Here is a 16251-nt window from a genome sequence, read left to right on the forward strand (position 1 = left end):
AACACCCCGCGCGAAGCGGGGTGTTGCTGCTTACGACGTGAGGCTTACGCCTTGATGCCTACGCCTTGATGGCGGAGCCCTCAATCGCGATCTTGATATTGTTGGAGACGAGAACACCGCCGGAGTTCAGGGGAGCCTGGAAGTTGATGCCGAACTCGGTGCGGTCGATGGTGGTGTCGGCCTCGAAGCCGACGCGGACGTTGCCGAAGGGGTCCGTCTCGACACCGAAGGTCTCCACCTCGAGGGTGACCGGCTTGGTGGTCTCCTTGATGGTGAGGTTGCCCTCGACGGTGCCGTTGCCGTTCTCGTCGACGTTGAAGGCGGTGGACTCGAAGGTCATCTCGGGGTACTTCTCCACGTCGAAAAAGTCCTCGCCGCGGACGTGGCCGTCGCGGTCAGCGTTGCCGGTGGAGATGGAGGCGGTCTTGATGGTGGCGGTCGCCTTCGATGCCTGCGGGTTGTCGCCGTCGATAGTGACCTGAGCGTCGAAGTCTGGGAAGTTGCCGCGGACCTTGGTCACCATGGCGTGGCGGGCGACGAAGCCGATTTCGGAGTGGGCGGGGTCGAGGTTCCAGGTTCCGGTGAGCTGAGACATGTGGTTCTCCTTGAGGGTTGTTGACGTGTTAACAAGCACCAGCATACCGCGACTTAGTGACGTGTCAACTGTTTCTGGGATTTCCCTTTTCCTGCTGGTCAAAATGGGTGGAGACGAAAGTAGATCGCTAGTGATGACCATTTCTCCGGCGCGGGGTAAAGATGTAATGTCAACATTATGGCTGAACAACCCCGCTGGCTAAATGATAACGAACAAGCACTCTGGAGGCTCCTGCTCGCGGCGACCCGCAAGCTCGACAGAGTGATCGATGAGACCCTCCAGGCAGGGTCGACCCTGTCGTCATCGGAGTTCTCCGTCCTCGTCGCCTTATCCGAGGCCAAGGGACACGAACTGCGCCTGCGCGACCTCTGCGCCCAGCTCGACTGGGACCGCTCCCGCACCTCCCACCAGGTCACCCGGATGGAAAAGCGCGGCCTGCTAACCAAGTGCAAGTCCCCGGGAGACGCCCGCGGCGTGCTGGTTCAGCTCACGGACGAGGGTATGGAGCGTGTCGCCCAGGCCGCCCCCGATCACGTGGAAAGCGTCCGGCGCATCGTGTTTGACCACCTCAACCCCGACGACGTGCCCGCGTTGCAGCGGTTTTTCACCGGGATTATGGAGGTTGACAACCTTCCGGGCATTCCCACGTGCAAGGAAATCCGCGCTGTCGACGAGTAAACGCTAGGAATCAGGGTCGAAATCAGGGTAAACCCCGTTGCCGTGGCCCCGACGGGAACGTTGAATGGGGAGTGTCAAGGAAACCAGCCAACCGAAAGGACCTCACCCCATGTCAACGACCAACGCATCCAACGCAACCCCCCGCAAGCGACTCACACGTTCCATGACTGATAAGTGGATCGCCGGTGTCTGCGGGGGCGTGGCCCAGTACTTCAACATCGACCCGGTGCTCGTGCGCCTGCTCTTCGTCGTCCTCGTGCTCGCCGGCATCCTACCGGGCGTGCTCCTCTACATCGTGGCGTGGATCATCATGCCCGCTGAATACTAGGAGACTCGGCCGATTTATTCCCCGCGAGACACGGGTGATAGTGTCTAATGCGCACCGCGAGGTGCGCATGTCTTCGTAGCTCAGTGGATTAGAGCATCGGTTTCCGGTACCGAAGGTCGCAGGTTCGAATCCTGTCGGGGACACAGTTGTCGGGGGGTTCACGAAATTGTTCCAATCTTTTCACGAAACCTCCTGCCGGCCGAAGGGAAACGGCCGCGAACACAAAAGTGACCCGCTTCGCGCGTTCGGAGGGGTCATTTTTCATCGTCTGAAAACCGTTTTGGGCCGCATTTCGGCACTCGCCCACGACATCTAGGCCACGGGCTTCGTCCTCGTTGTTTGAGGACCAGCCGGTGGCCTTGGTCGGGCTATGCCGCAAGCGGTGGTGCGTTGGGGAAAGCGTCGGTGCCAGTCTCGTCGCGTCCGCGGGTCTTGCGACCGCCTGGAGGGGTGGTGGGAGGCGTGGGCTTCTTCGGGAAGCGCCAGCGCGACTCTGCCGAGAGCAGACCAATGTTGGTCGCGACTGCGGACATGACAGCCGAAATGGCCTGTGCTGCCCAGCCACGCATAAGACGCATGGTGGGGTCGCCGTGGCCTTGGTGGCGGGAAGACTTCACGCGGTCATTGCGAGACTCAATGGTGTTGCGACGGTGGTACTGCTCCTGCCACTCCTTGGTGCCGTAAGGCGCGCCCTGGTTGAGGTACTTCGCACCGTCCTCGGGCGTGTTCTGCACGGTAATGGAGGTCTGCTTACAGACCGCACCGCACATGCCAGACGTCGGCACCTCGCTTTCCAGCAGAGGCTCCTTCGCACGGTTGGGGTGCTTCTCCTTCGAGCGTGCAACCAAAGGGCAGGTGACCTTCGCGCTCTTCGAGCGTGCATGGCACTGGAAACGCTGCTTGCCGTCGCCCTCGACGGGCTTGCCGAGCGGTGCCAACTGGAGTTTCTTGCGCTCGTCAAGCAGCGCGTAATACTCGTCCTCGCCTATGCGGCCGTTTTGGAAGTCGGCAGTGGCGTTGACCAGGCGCTGACGCGCCTTCATTACCGGGCAGTAGAGCTGGCCGTCCACAACAACCGCGCCAGAGGCGAGCTCGGTCTGGAGTCCCAGCTGGATTTTCTTGTAGTCGCCAATGAGGTCGTAGCCAGCCTTACGCAGCGGGACCTGGAGGTTCTCGGCCTTCTGGCCTGGCAGGTACAGGCGGTCTCCCAAGAAGCGTCCGCGGGGCAGTTCGGGACGGGCAAACACGTTGGTCAGCGAGCGCAACGCACGCTGCCACGGCTTAGCAGCCGGGCGGTGGAAGGACATGCCGAGAATAAGAGACGGCAGTCCCCCTTCTTTGCCGACTCCGTTGCCTTCCATAGTGGCGAAGGTGGCCTCTCCTGCCCACATGTTGTCGCCCTTGGAGGGCTTCGCGTCGCCGTTGTGGTCGTCCGCGCCCTTCGAGTAGTTGCCGAGCGTCGGCGTGGACGCAACCTTGCGGTGACCGGGCACGTGGCCTGCCAACATGTCCTGCTTGTTCGGGTTGCCGTTGGCGGGGACCTTAAAGGCGGTGCCGTCTACGGCTACGTCGCCGTTCCAGGACCCAAGTTTGTCGCCGAACTTCTCGACGGTGGCCCACAGCAGGCGGTTGGAGAACTCGTCGCAGCGCGCCATGCGCTTTTCCGCCAGCAGTTCTTCCTCGGTCGGCTGGTAACTCTTCTTCGACGTTTTCTTCGAGTCGAGCCCGAAGAGGTCCATGAACTCAAGCCACTCGTCAACCGTGTGGCGGCCGTGTCGGGAGACCTGCGGGTACGGCTCCATGGTCGCACGCACGCGCTCAAGAGCGCGCCAAATGCGGTGGTACCAGTCGTTGTTGTAGTCCATGCGGCCGTCACGGGTGGAAAGGTCCACGTTCGCGTTAACGAGCGAGAAGTAGTCGCGAATGTACGGCTTCATGCCGAAGGCGACCACCTCCGACATGCGGGCGACCAACTGCGGGCGCTTGGTAAGCGCCATGTGGACCCAGAGCACAATGGCGGTGCGAATGGTCACGTACTGCGGGCGACCACCGCGGCCGGTCTGGAGCCCGTCCTCAATACGCCAGTTCTCCACCAGTTCGACCACACCGGAGGCGTCAACGAGGTCGGCGGCGTAGTTGAGTTGGGAGAAGTTCTCTTGGGTCTGCGGGTACAGGTTCGCCATGTCGTTGTCACCTCCTTGTGCTGGTTGTTTTTGGCAATAAGAGACCAACCTGGCGTCGCCACCAGGGAAAATAGGGTTGTTCAGCGCGCGCCCTGAATAAGGGTCAGACCGCTACGAGCCTCGCTCACGCGAGTGCCGTGGAGTAGCGCTCGGACGTGGTCGGCGCTGTGCTCCGGGGCGGACAAAAACCGCCTGTAGTGCTGCAAGTCGTGAAGTCCTGCGGCCTTGAGCACCGCGGTCTCCGGCACGCCCTTGCGGACTTGGTTCACAACCCAGGTGGTGCGTGCGCGAGCGACGTCCACTGCGTCTTGAGGGTGGAACGAGCGCTTCGTAAAGGTTGCGACCGTGCCGTGGCCGGCCGTCGTGCGACGGGGGCGAAAAAGCCAGGAGTCCCCACCGGCAGCGTGCTCGACCGCTTCGGCAACGGTGTCTGCCCACTCGTTTTCGACGGGCACGACTCGCTCGCTTGCACCCCGGTAGCCGGAGGCGAGCAGCGTCAAGCCCAGGCTGTCTTGCGACACGTCGCGTGCCGTCAACCCCGCGACCTCGCAGGAGCGAAGGCCAGCCCCGAGCGTCAACGCCAGCAGCAGATGTGCTTGCTTGCGTCGCTCCTCGGTGCGCTCGCCGTTCGCCCAGACGCGCAACGCCGAGACCTCGCCGTCGTTGTACGGCGCGGAACCGGAGCCGGAACCGTATTCGGGGCGAAGGCGCGGAGCGTCAAAGTCCGGGTTGTTGGCAAGACCGACTGTGCGCAGCACCGCACGCGAGGAGCCGCGGACATGGGTGGTGTCGGAGGTCAGCTCGTTGTGCGAGAAGGCGGACACCATGCCGTCGGTGAAGACGGCCTCGACCGACAAGTCTCGGCCAGTAAGAAGAACGAAGTTGCAGAGTTTGGTCACTAGGCGCAGCGCATTTCGGGTGCGATCTGCGGTCCAGGTGTCCTCGACGGTGTTACCTACGGCAGCGCGGACAAAACCGGACAGTTCGCTCCAGCGCTCCTCGGTGACAACCTTTGGTGTATAGGCAGTAATGATCTCAAACGGGTCGGTGCGTTTGACGGTGTTCATGTTCAATTTGCCCTGTCCGACCAGGCAGGTGGTGGTCGCCCGGTCTTGTTCCATGGTGGAGGAATTGGACACAAGCCTGGGTCGACATCTTGTCCCGAAATCATGAAGTCTCGAGACATCGTTCCTACGGTGTCTCGAGATTTTTGTTTTCGGGTTTCCCGGGGGTGGGTGAGTTCGTTGTGCGTCTTGTTGTAGTAGATGAACAGAAGAGGCGCTTGCACTCAGAGACTGTGGCTTCGTTCGCTCGATGGCGGGGTTTTGCAGCGTTCCATGGCGGTCTTGTTGCTGCGATCACGCAGGACTGGCTGCGGGTAGTTGTTGGGGTCTGAACCGAGAGGGGTACGCCCGGTCGGGGCCGTTTGGAACGCTGCCGCTACGTCAGAGCCCGAAGGCTCCGCCGCTGACGAGGATCACGATGCCGAGGCCGATGAGAACGATGGGAAAGAGGATGTCCTCCCAGCGTTCGAGCACTTCCGCGATCGGGGGGCGGGTGGCGACGAACTTTGCCAGGGCCACCAGGACCGCAACGAGCGCGAGGAAGATAACGCAGTAGGCGACCACTGCGAGAGGTTCCACGCTAAGGAATACAGGGGTGTAGACACCGATGTTGTCGCCGCCGTTGGCAAAAGTGACGCCTGCGACTGTCCCTATACCGACTTTCTTGCCGGCAACCTTGGCCTCATCGTCATCGTCGTCATCGTCTCCGCGCCAGGCCTCCCATGCGGCCCAGAGGCCGAGGCCCAGAGGGATGAGACCAAAGTATGGGATGGCTGCCGGGGGCAGGAATGCTCCGGCACCGATGGTCACAAGGATCGCGGCAGCGAGGATGCCGGCAAATCCGAGGTACTGGCCGGCCAGAATACGGGCGGTGGTGCCGCGCTGGCCTGCCCCTCGCGCGAAGAAGAGGGAGAGCACGATGATGTCGTCGATGTTGGTAGCTGCGAACAGGCCTATCGCCTGCAAGACCGTGGTGAGGATCATGCGTCCTCCCCAGCTGCGTAGCACCCGGGAAGCGAGCAGGCGGGATCGATGCACGGGGCATCTTCATCTACTGCCAAGGTGGCATCGACCAATGTAGTCAGCGCCTGCGCCAGGTGCGGATCGGCGATCTCATATCGCGTCCGACGCCCCTCGGGCTCGGAGACGACAATCCCACAATCGCGCAAGCATGCCAGGTGATTGGACACGTTCGAGCGTGTCAGGTCCAGATCTCGGGACAGTTCCGCCGGGTAAGCGGGATGGTCGAGCAGGGTCAAGATGATCCGGGATCGAGTGGGGTCGGCCAGTGCACGACCCAGGCGGTTCATCACGTCGAGACGCGAAGCAATAGTCAGCATGCACTGAACTATACAGCGAGCACTGAACTAGTCAAGTTCCGGGTAGCGGTGCAGCCGTGTGTGCTGCTCAAGAGACAGTGGAAGTAGCAGAGATGGCAGAGATTCCGGCAAAGTTGCGAAAACAGCGTCGCCAGCTCGAGATTCAAGTTGCGCACGAGCCTGGCGTAGTTCGCGAGATCCGTTTTCAGGCCCCAAGCAATGCCCCGAACGGGACAACTCTCGATGGCCTCATCATCTTGAACCGGGAAGGCTCGAACAAACTTATCTACCTCATCCGCAGCCTAGACTCGATTCCCGTTTGCAAAGGGGGCACCTCGGGGTTCGACGACGGTTCGCGCCGCCAAGGAGAGCCTTGCCGGATGGATTGCCGAGAGGGACAACGAGAGACAACATCGGCGACGGTGCATACTTGGTTGAACCACGCTCGTTTCTGGTGATCGGCCCATGTGCGATTTGTGCCGCGCCGAAGGCAACCTAATTGGCTCGAAGTTCCGTAGCTTTGAACGTTTCCGCTCGAACCGTAAGTCACCGGAGGTGCTCACCTTTGACGAACTTGTCGAGCGTTCACGGTGGAGCGTGGAGCTTGCCGAGAGGCAGGAAGAGGCGGAAGCGGAATTTCCTGACTTCCCGTTCCAAGGAGCGCTCCTGTTCACGTCATATAATTGACTTCTGTCGTGTAACCGGGGGCGAAACCCGGTGTAACCGGGGTGTAGCCACGAACCCGCTACAACTGGTCGGGGAGTTTACTGAAAGCTCCTCCGGCCCTTGCTGCGCCCCTTCCCCCTAAACTCGGACACCCCGAACTTGCCCTGAGTTTAGGCGGAAGAGGGGGATGTTGAGTGTTCCGAGTTTAGGCGGAGGCACGGGGCAGCGCGGGGGCGTGGCGCGCGGCGGAAGAGGGGGATGTTGAGTGTTCCGGGTTTAGGCGGAAGCACAAAGGAAGTACAAAGGAAGCGCCTCACTGCGCCTGAAAGTACCCCGGGGCGTCCGTCGCCTCCGCGCGGCCCGTGCGCAGGTAGTCCACGACGATCTGGTCAACTGCCTTGTTGCCCAGCCCCACGTGGCCGTGGCCCGGGCCGTGGACGGTGACCACGTGCGCCCCCATCGCGGAAGCGATTGTGCCGTGGCCGGAGTAGACGGTCTGCGGGTCGCCGGTGCCGTTGATCTGGAGGGGGCGAACGGCGAGCCGGGAGCCGTCGAGAAGCGCGAGGCCTGTGACAGGGCCGGCTCCGGCGCAGTACATGCCCGAGCCGATGACCGCGTTGGGCATGGTGAACAAGTCGCCGGTGACGTAGACCGACCACAGGGCGGCGGGCAGCAGACCGTAGTCGGGCGGGGTGACGTTTTCGTTGCACATCTGCACGGCCTGGAGCTGGTTGAGGGCAACCTGCTGCGCCTTGAGCTCCTCGACGAGTGCGTCAGGAAGGGTGGCGTCGCTCTCGGCGTCGAGCGTGCCGTTGGTCAGGCGCGCGAGTGTGTCCCACCCCTGCGGCTGGGGCAGGTTCAGGCGGGTGGCCAGCAGCAAGGGGGACTGGAGCTGATTCGCCCCCGGGTTGAGCAGGCGGGAGACGATGCCGTCGCCCTCCGCACGCGCCTTGCCCGTGGCGGTGATCGCGTCCGCGCCGGCCTGGCCCGCGAATTCGAGGCCAGGGGGAAGGTCGCCCACACGCGCCGGGGGAGGAGTCACCGTCGGGTTCGTGCCGGACTCGGCGACGATGCGGTCGGACCAGTACTGGTACGCCTTCAGGGGTGTGTCGCCCATGCGGTAGGTCGCGTCGTTGTCGGCGACGAAGGTGAAGTAGTCATTCAGCGCCCGCTCGTAGCCGCCCTGCTGGGTGCGCATCAGCGCCTGCCAGCTCAACTGCGGGTCCATCGCGGAATCGAGCACGACGCGGTCGGTGTGCTCGGGGAACATCGAGGCGTAGGCGGCGCCGAGGTAGGTGCCGTAGGACAGCCCCATGATGGAGATCGTGTCATAACCGAGCGCGCGGCGGGCCGCGTCCCAGTCGCGGGCGTTGTTCTCGGTGGTGATGGTCTCCGGGTAGCCCGGGCGCTCGCCCTGGCACAGGGACCTGGTCAGCCCTCCGCCGGCGACGGTGGACTCGATCTGCAGGCGGGCGACGTCGACCGGGGTTTGCGGCGCCGGGGCCTGGCAGTTCAGCGGCGTGGAATGCACCAGGCCGCGGGGTTGGACGGCCACGAGGTCGAACTCGTTGCGGATCTCGTCCGGCCAGTCGAATGCGAGCCCCTCAGTGCCGAAGTAGGAGTAGGCGTCCCCGCCCGGCCCGCCCGGGTTGCCAAAGATCGCGCCTTTGCGTGACGACGCCTGCGCCGCCGGGATGCGGACGTAGCCCACCGAGATCGAGGGGCCGTCCGGGTCGTCGTAACGCATGGGCGTGTCGAAGCGGCCGCATTCGGCGCCGGCGACGTTGACGGTGGCGGGGCAGGCCTCACGCGCGATCACGGGCGCCGGCTCGGCGGCGGCCTGGGGCGCCACGAGCGCGGCGCTGACGGCGGCGGCGCTCAACGCCGCGGCGAGAAATCTCCTGGACATGTTGCGGGGCCTTTCCTGGCGACGGTAGCGGGCGAACTCATAGTACCTATACCGGGCGCCGACCGCGCGGCGAGGTGATGCACCCATGGAGATAATGTCCGGGCGCTGAATTAGACTGTCCACCCATGACGCCAGCTGACCTCGCAACGACCATCAAGCAGGCCGCCACCTCCGTTTTGAGCGAGCACGACCTCGACGCATCCGTTGTCCCCGACACGGTGACCGTCGAGCGCCCGCGCAACCCGGAGCACGGTGACTACGCCACCAACATCGCCCTCCAGGTGGCCAAGAAGGCGGGGACGAACCCACGCGATCTGGCGGGCTGGCTCGCCGAGGCACTCAGCTCCGACCCGGCCATCGAATCCGCGGAGGTCGCCGGCCCCGGCTTCATCAACCTGCGCCTGGCGGCCGACGCCCAGGGGCAGCTCGTCGCCGAGATCCTCGCCGCCGGCGACGCGTTCGGCCACTTGGACATTTACGCGGGCGAAAAGGTCAACCTGGAGTTCGTCTCCGCGAACCCGACCGGGCCCATCCACCTCGGCGGCACGCGCTGGGCGGCCGTGGGAGATTCGCTCGGCCGCGTGCTGGAGGCGGCCGGGGCGCAGGTGACCCGCGAGTACTACTTCAACGACCACGGCGGCCAGATCGACCGCTTCGCCCGCTCGCTCGTCGCGGCGGCGAGAGGGGAGGACACGCCCGAGGACGGCTACGGCGGCGAGTATATTTCCGAGATCGCCGCCGCGGTCGTCGAGAAGCGGCCCGATGCCCTGACGGGCACCCCCGACGAGGTACAGGAGACGTTCCGCGCCGAGGGCGTGGAGATGATGTTCGACCACATCAAGCGCTCCCTGGCCCAGTTCGGCGTGGAGTTCGACGTCTACTTCCACGAGAACTCGCTGTTCGAGTCCGGCGCGGTGGACAAGGCCGTGGCCACCCTGAAGGACAACGGGAACCTGTACGAGAGCGACGGGGCGTGGTGGCTGCGCTCGAGCGACTACGGCGACGACAAGGACCGCGTCGTGATCAAGTCCGACGGCAACGCCGCCTACATCGCCGGCGACATCGCCTACGTGGCGGACAAGTTCGACCGCGGCCACACGCTGGCGATTTACATGCTCGGCGCCGACCACCACGGCTACATCGCGCGCCTGCGCGCGTCCGCCCAGGCGCTGGGCTACAACCCGGACGCCGTGGAGGTACTCATTGGGCAGATGGTCAACCTCGTGCGCAACGGCCGTCCCGTGAAGATGTCGAAGCGCGCCGGCACCATCATCACGCTCGATGACCTGGTGGACGCCATCGGCGTCGACGGCGCCCGGTACTCGCTCGTGCGCTCCTCGGTGGACCAGACGCTCGACATCGACCTGGACCTGTGGACGAAGCAGTCCTCCGACAACCCGGTGTACTACGTCCAGTACGGCCACGCCCGCCTGTGCTCCATCGCGCGCCGCGCGGCCGAGGCGTCCGTGGGTTACGACAACCCCGAGCTGGGGCTGTTGGATCACGAGAAGGAGGGGGATTTGATCCGCACCCTCGGCGAGTTCCCGGCGGTGGTCAAGGCCGCCGCCGAGCTGCGCGAGCCGCACCGCGTGGCCCGCTACGCCGAGGAGCTGGCGAGCTCCTTCCACAAGTTCTACGACGCCTGCCAGATCCTGCCCAAGGCGCAGGAGGAGGCCCAGCCCATCCACTCCGCCCGCCTCGCCCTGGCCATGGCGACGCGCCAGGTGCTGGCCAACGCGCTCGGCCTCGTGGGCGTGAGCGCGCCGGAGAAGATGTAGATGCCCTTCAACGAGCTTCCCGCCCACGTCTGGCCCCGCCAGGCGGCGCGCCAGGAGGACGGCGTGGTCACCATCGCCGGGGTGCCACTGCCGGAAATCGCCGAGGAGTACGGAACCCCCGTCATGGTGGTGGACGAGGACGACTTCCGCTCCCGCTGCCGCGACATGGCGGCGGCGTTCGGCGCGCCGGAAAACGTCCACTACGCCTCGAAGGCGTTTCTCACGCGGCGCATCGCGCGCTGGGTGGACGAGGAGGGCTTGGCGCTCGACGTGGCGTCCGAGAACGAGCTGCGCATCGCCCTGGCCGCGAACTTCCCGGCCGAGCGCATCACGGTCCACGGCAACAACAAGGCCGATTCCTTCCTCCGCTTGTGCGTCGAGGCGGGCGTGGGCCACGTCGTCATCGATTCGCACCAGGAGCTCGGTGAACTCAACGCCGTCGCCGGGGAGCTGGGCGCTGTCCAGGACGTGTTCATCCGCGTCAAACCCGGCGTGGACGCGCACACGCACGAGTTCATCGCCACCAGCCACGAGGACCAGAAGTTCGGGCTCTCCCTGGCGTCCGGTTCCGCCCACAAGGCGGCGGTCGACGCGATCGGCGCCGCGAACCTCTCGTTGGCCGGTCTGCACTGCCACGTGGGCTCGCAGGTGTTCGACGCCGAGGGCTTCAAGCTCGCCGCGGAGCGGGTGCTGGGCCTCTACGCCACCATTTTCACCGAGCAGGGTGTCGCCCTGGATTACCTCGACTTGGGCGGCGGTTACGGCATCGCCTACGTCGAGGGCGAGGAGCCCCTGGATGTCGCCGGGGTCGCGCGCGACCTGCTCGGCAGCGTGCGCCGCGTGGCCGACGAGCTCGGCATTCCCGCGCCCACGGTCGTGGTGGAGCCGGGCCGGGCGATCGCCGGGCCGTCCACGGTGACCGTCTACCGCGCGGGCACGATCAAGGACGTGCACACGTCCAACACGGCGACGCGGCGCTACGTCTCCGTCGACGGCGGGATGAGCGACAACATCCGGCCGGCCCTCTACCAGGCGGAATACGATGCCCGGGTGGTCAACCGCTTCGTCGACGGCGCGGGCGTGCCAACCCGCCTCGTGGGCTCGCACTGCGAGTCGGGCGACATCTTGATTGGCGACGCGGTGTGGCCGGAGGACGTCGCCAGCGGCGATCTCGTCGCACTCGCCGCCACCGGAGCGTACTGCTATTCCATGGCCTCGAATTACAACGCGTTCGGCCGGCCGGCCGTGGTCTCGGTGCGCTCCGGCCACGCCAGCGAGATGGTGCGGCGCGAGACGGTGGAGGACATCCTCTCCCGAGATATAGACTAAGCGGTACACTAAAACGACGTGTCACGATGGTAAGGACTTGCTAAGGAATATGGGAGTATGACTGTATCGAGCGCAGAGAGCTGCAACGGAAACTACCCGGGCAAGGGGATCGGCGAGCCCGTCGGCGTGGCCGTCCTGGGCAAGGGCACCGTGGGAACTGAGGTGCTGCGCCTGCTCGCAGAGTTCTCCGACAACCTGGAGCACCGCATCGGCGGCCCGATCGAGGTGCGCGGCGTGGCCGTGTCCAACCTGGACAAGCACCGCGGCGCCCCGGACGTCGAGGGGATTTTCCTGACCGACAACGCCCGCGAGCTGATCGACCGCGAGGACGTCGACGTCGTCGTCGAGCTCATCGGTGGCATCGAGTACCCCCGCGAGCTCGTGCTCGAGGCGCTCAAGCGCGGCAAGTCCGTGGTCACCGCCAACAAGGCGCTCGTGGCCGCACACGCCGACGAGTTGTCCGAGGCAGCGAACGCCGCGGGCGTCGACCTGTACTACGAGGCGGCCGTCGCCGCCGCCATCCCCGTCGTGGGCATGCTGCGCCGCTCGCTCGCGGGCGACCAGGTGCAGCGCATCTCCGGCATCGTCAACGGCACCACCAACTTCATCCTCGATGCCATGGCCGCCAGCGGCATGAGCTACGAGGACGCGTTGGCCGAGGCCACGCGCCTGGGCTACGCCGAGGCCGATCCCACCGCGGACGTCGAGGGCCATGACGCCGCCTCCAAGGCTGCGATCCTCGCGTCGATGGGCTTCCACACCCGCGTCACCTACGGCGACGTGTACTGCGAGGGCATCACCAAAATTACCGCCGACGACATCGCGGCCGCCAAGCAGTCGAACCAGACCATCAAGCTCCTCGCTATCTGCGAGCGGCTTGTCGACGCCTCGGGCAACACAACCGGAGTCAACGCCCGCGTCCATCCCACCCTGGTGCCGAACGACCACCCGCTGGCGAGCGTGGACAAGTCCTACAACGCGATCTTCGTCGAGGCAGAGGCCGCCGGGCGGCTGATGTTCTACGGCAACGGCGCCGGCGGCGCCCCGACCGCCTCCGCCGTGCTCGGTGACCTCGTGGGTGCGGCGCGCAACAAGATCCACGGCGGGCGTGCCCCGGCGGAGAACCCCTACGCGAACTACGACGTGGTCGAGTTCGGCGAGGTGTGCTCCCGCTACCACGTCAACATGACAGTCAACGACCGCGTCGGGGTGCTCGCGGACCTGGCCCGGACGTTCTCCGAGGCCGGCGTGTCTCTGTCGGCGGTGCGCCAGGAGGAAGGGGCCGACGGGGCCCACCTCATCGTGGTCACGCACGCGGCGCAGGAAAAAACGCTGCGCGGGATCGTCGACACGCTGACCCAGCACGCCGACGTGCAGGCCATCAACTCCGTCATCCGACTCGATTCCTAGAGGTTAAATACTGCATGCCCACCGATCTGCCCGTCGGCCTGAAGGCCACCGTCAGCGTCCCCGGCTCGTCCGCCAACCTCGGCCCCGGCTTTGACACGCTGGGGCTTGCCGTCGGCATCTACGACACCGTCGAGGTGGAGACCATCCCCTCCGGCCTCGAGGTAGAGATCTTCGGCGAGGGTGCCGGAGACCTGCCGCGCGACTCCTCCCATCTCGTGGTCAAGGCGCTGCGCGCGGGGCTCAAGGCCGCGGATGTGCAGGCGCCGGGGCTGCGCGTGGTGTCCACCAACTCCATCCCGCAGTCGCGCGGCCTCGGGTCGTCGGCGGCGGCGGCGGTGGCGGGGGTGGTCGCCGCGAACACGCTGGCCGGCGACCCGCTGGACGCTGACACGATCGTGCAGCTGTCCTCTGCGTTCGAGGGCCACCCCGACAACGCGGCGGCCTCCGTGCTCGGCGGGACGGTGGTGTCCTGGACGGACGTCCCCGTCGACGGTGTGACCGACCCGTCCTACCGCGCGGTCGGCGTCGAGGTGCACCCGGACATCCGCGCCACCGCGCTGGTGCCCGACTTCCACGCCTCGACGAACGCGGTGCGCCAAGTCCTGCCCAGCCACGTCACCCACACCGACGCCCGCTTCAACGTCTCCCGCACCGCGGTGATGACGGTGGCCATTCAGCGCCACCCCGAGCTGCTGTGGGAGGGCACGCGCGACCGTTTGCACCAGCCGTACCGCGCCGACGTCTTGCCGGTGACCGCCGAGTGGGTCAACCACCTGCGCAACCGCGGCTTCGCCGCCTACCTGTCCGGGGCGGGCCCGACCGTGATGGTGCTTCACACCGATCCGATTCCGGAAAAAATCCTCGACTCGGCCCGCGAGGCGGGGCTGCGGGTTATCGAGCTGGATGTCGCGGGCCCGGTGAAAGCCTCCCTGAGCCGCGCCTAGCCGGCGTTGCGGTTGCCCGGGCCAGGCAGCGCGATGATGTCGTAGCGGTCGTTGGCCAGGTGCTTGCGCAGGTCCTTCTTGTCGAACTTGCCCACCGAGGTCTTGTCGATGGAGCTGACAAACGTCCAGTACTCCGGCGCCATCCAGCGCGGCAGAGACGCCGACAGTTCACTGCGCAGCCGCGCCGCGGTCTCCGGCGTGGGGGGAGCGTCTGCGCTGAGCACCGTGATGGCGAGGGGGCGCTCGCCCCATGTGGCGTCGGGGTAGCCGATGACCGCGCACTCCACCACCTCCTCGAACGCCATGATGAGGTTTTCCACCTGGGCGGAGTAAATCCACTCGCCGCCGGAGCGGATGACGTCGCGGGCGCGGTCGTAGAGCGTCATGAAGCCGTCGTTGGTCACGGTGCCCACGTCGCCGGTGCGCAGCCACCCGTCGGCGGTGAACGCCTCGCGGGCGTCGACAACCTGCTCGCCGCGGTACTCCCCGGCAATCCCGCCCGGCTCCTGAGTTGGGGAGTGGTAGTAGGAGGCCGCGACCATGTTGCCGCGCACCTGGATCTCGCTCTGGGAGCGGTCGGTCGACGCCATGACCTTGCCGTCGTTGACCACCCGGTACTCGAGCCAGGGGGCGAAACGGCCCTGGGAGACGCGGAACGCCTGGCGGGCCTCGCCCGAGACGCCTGAGGGCGCGCGTGCGACGGTTCCCACTGTCGACGTCTCCGTCATGCCCCACACGTGCACCACGTCCACGCCGTAGCGCTCCTCCCACGCCTTGATCAGCGCGGGCGGGGCGGGGGAGCCGCCGACAAAGATCTCGGTCAGGCTCATGCGCTCCGGCGGGTGCGCGGCGTAGTGGATGATCAGCTGGATCTACAAAGTGGGTACGCCGTGCGCCACACGCGGGTGCGTCGCGGCGATGAGCTTCGCCAGCGTCGGCGCCGACACGTCCGAATCCGGCAGCACCAGCGGGGTGCCCACCAGGAACGCGGCGAACGGAACGCCCCAGCTCAGCACGTGATAAATCGGGATCCCGCACAGGAAGGTCTCGCCGTGCGTGATCGCCATCGAGTCGGTCGCCCTCAGGCTCATCGCCTCCAGCCAGATCGAGCGGTGGGAATAGGCGACGCCCTTCGGCGCCCCCGTCGTGGCGGTGGAATACACCAGGGCAGCCGCCGTGTTCTCCGGCAGGACGGGCCAGTCGTACACGGTGGAGCGGCCGTCGAGAAGCGACTCGTAGCTGCGCACTTCGATGTGCTCGGGCAGGGACTGTGCGAGTGAGGCGGGAAAATCCAGGCCGGTAAAGCAAACCGTGGTCACCAGCGGGCAGAGCTCTAAGACGCTGCCCAGCTTGTCGGCGAGCCGCGGGTCGGCGACAATCACCTTCGCCTCGGAGTGGTTGATCACATAGGCGATCTGGTCCGGCACGAGCTGCACGTTGAGGGGGGTGAACACCGCGCCTTTCGATGCCACGGCGAACATCACCTCGAGGTGCTCCGCGCAGTTGTACAGCAGCGTGGCCACCCGCTCATCGCCGGTGACGCCCAAATCATCATGCAGTGCGTGGGCGAACGCCGCTGCGCGCGCCCCGACCTCGCCGAACGTAGACTCCTCCACCTCGCCCGAGCGCCAGGTGGTGATGCGGGTGGTGGAGTGGATCGTCTCCCCGTAGGTGAGGATGCGGGAGACGGAAAAAGGCACTTCCTGCATGGTGGAAAGCATGCGACCCACTCTAGCGCGCCCATATCAGGGGCTGGATCCGCGCCTCGAGCGGGTCATGGGTTACAATCGCTGGCAAGATCGCCGCTGCACATGCGGACACACCCGGCCACATCTTTGACGGGTAGCGGTCTTCCCCTCGTACACTTCGCCTCCACAGGTCGCGAGTACACCGTTGAGCTGCTTAATTTGTAGCCAGCACCAACGTCGGGGCACACGCGGGTTACACCCACTTCAAGCGCAGCCCGCGCGAGATAAGCACAGATCAAACTGCACACGAAAGCTTCCAGCAGGCGCGCACTCCGCGCGCACGGATCGCGCCGCACCCGA

The 16251-nt window shown here is 65.7% G+C and carries 12 protein-coding genes, 1 tRNA gene and 1 pseudogene; 7 read left to right on the forward strand and 7 right to left on the reverse strand.

What is annotated here, in order from left to right:
* Positions 1–58 precede the first annotated feature (58 nt).
* A complete protein-coding gene (locus BLS40_RS01600) occupies positions 59–595 on the reverse strand; it encodes a YceI family protein (protein WP_092147889.1) in 537 nt (178 codons plus the stop codon).
* 177 nt (positions 596–772) lie between these two features.
* On the opposite strand from BLS40_RS01600, the gene BLS40_RS01605 reads away from it, so the two are divergent.
* The 3 genes from BLS40_RS01605 to BLS40_RS01615 all read left to right on the forward strand — a co-directional run bounded on the left by BLS40_RS01605 (position 773) and on the right by BLS40_RS01615 (position 1744).
* Entirely contained in the window at positions 773–1273 is a 501-nt protein-coding gene (locus BLS40_RS01605; protein ID WP_092147891.1) for a MarR family winged helix-turn-helix transcriptional regulator, read from the forward strand.
* Between the two features lie 109 nt (positions 1274–1382).
* Positions 1383–1601, forward strand: coding sequence for a PspC domain-containing protein (locus tag BLS40_RS01610; protein WP_092147894.1), 219 nt, complete (start codon positions 1383–1385; stop codon positions 1599–1601).
* A 69-nt stretch (positions 1602–1670) separates the two neighbouring features.
* Positions 1671–1744 (forward strand) — tRNA-Arg (locus BLS40_RS01615).
* A gap of 225 nt (positions 1745–1969) precedes the next feature.
* Here BLS40_RS01615 and BLS40_RS11160 read toward each other — a convergent pair.
* From BLS40_RS11160 to BLS40_RS01655, 5 genes are all read right to left on the reverse strand, one after another.
* Positions 1970–3784 (reverse strand): hypothetical protein, encoded by a 1815-nt coding sequence (locus tag BLS40_RS11160; RefSeq protein ID WP_231908485.1) that lies wholly within the window; start codon positions 3782–3784, stop codon positions 1970–1972.
* A gap of 80 nt (positions 3785–3864) precedes the next feature.
* Positions 3865–4923 (reverse strand): site-specific integrase, encoded by a 1059-nt coding sequence (locus tag BLS40_RS01630; protein ID WP_231908486.1) that lies wholly within the window; start codon positions 4921–4923, stop codon positions 3865–3867.
* Positions 4924–5229: 306 nt separating this feature from the next.
* Complete coding sequence (locus BLS40_RS01635) at positions 5230–5832, reverse strand: cadmium resistance transporter (protein WP_092147897.1); 603 nt, start codon at positions 5830–5832, stop codon at positions 5230–5232.
* Complete coding sequence (gene cmtR / locus BLS40_RS01640; protein WP_092147900.1) at positions 5829–6188, reverse strand: Cd(II)/Pb(II)-sensing metalloregulatory transcriptional regulator CmtR; 360 nt, start codon at positions 6186–6188, stop codon at positions 5829–5831. The genes BLS40_RS01635 and cmtR overlap by 4 nt, the downstream gene beginning before the upstream one ends.
* A 958-nt stretch (positions 6189–7146) precedes the next feature.
* Positions 7147–8742 carry an alpha/beta fold hydrolase gene (locus BLS40_RS01655; protein WP_172807982.1) on the reverse strand — a complete coding sequence of 532 codons (1596 nt, stop codon included), beginning with the start codon at positions 8740–8742 and terminating at the stop codon, positions 7147–7149.
* Between the two features lie 125 nt (positions 8743–8867).
* Here BLS40_RS01655 and argS point away from each other — a divergent pair, with 125 nt between their 5' ends.
* Genes argS through thrB form a run of 4 tightly spaced genes read left to right on the forward strand, consistent with a single transcriptional unit; the run spans position 8868 to position 14203 of the window.
* On the forward strand, positions 8868–10520 hold the full coding sequence (gene argS, locus BLS40_RS01660; RefSeq protein ID WP_092147908.1) for an arginine--tRNA ligase: 1653 nt from the start codon (positions 8868–8870) through the stop codon (positions 10518–10520).
* Positions 10521–11849 (forward strand): diaminopimelate decarboxylase, encoded by a 1329-nt coding sequence (gene lysA, locus BLS40_RS01665; RefSeq protein WP_092147910.1) that lies wholly within the window; start codon positions 10521–10523, stop codon positions 11847–11849.
* 57 nt (positions 11850–11906) lie between these two features.
* A complete protein-coding gene (locus BLS40_RS01670) occupies positions 11907–13259 on the forward strand; it encodes a homoserine dehydrogenase (RefSeq protein ID WP_092147913.1) in 1353 nt (450 codons plus the stop codon).
* Positions 13260–13273: 14 nt separating this feature from the next.
* Complete coding sequence (gene thrB, locus BLS40_RS01675; protein ID WP_092147916.1) at positions 13274–14203, forward strand: homoserine kinase; 930 nt, start codon at positions 13274–13276, stop codon at positions 14201–14203.
* Here thrB and BLS40_RS01680 read toward each other — a convergent pair.
* Positions 14200–15924 (reverse strand): annotated as a pseudogene (locus BLS40_RS01680) (long-chain fatty-acid--CoA ligase). The gene thrB and the pseudogene BLS40_RS01680 sit on opposite strands and share 4 nt — an antisense overlap.
* Between the last annotated feature and the right edge of the window lie 327 nt (positions 15925–16251).

This window comes from Corynebacterium mycetoides, assembly GCF_900103625.1.
Lineage (GTDB): Bacteria > Actinomycetota > Actinomycetes > Mycobacteriales > Mycobacteriaceae > Corynebacterium > Corynebacterium mycetoides.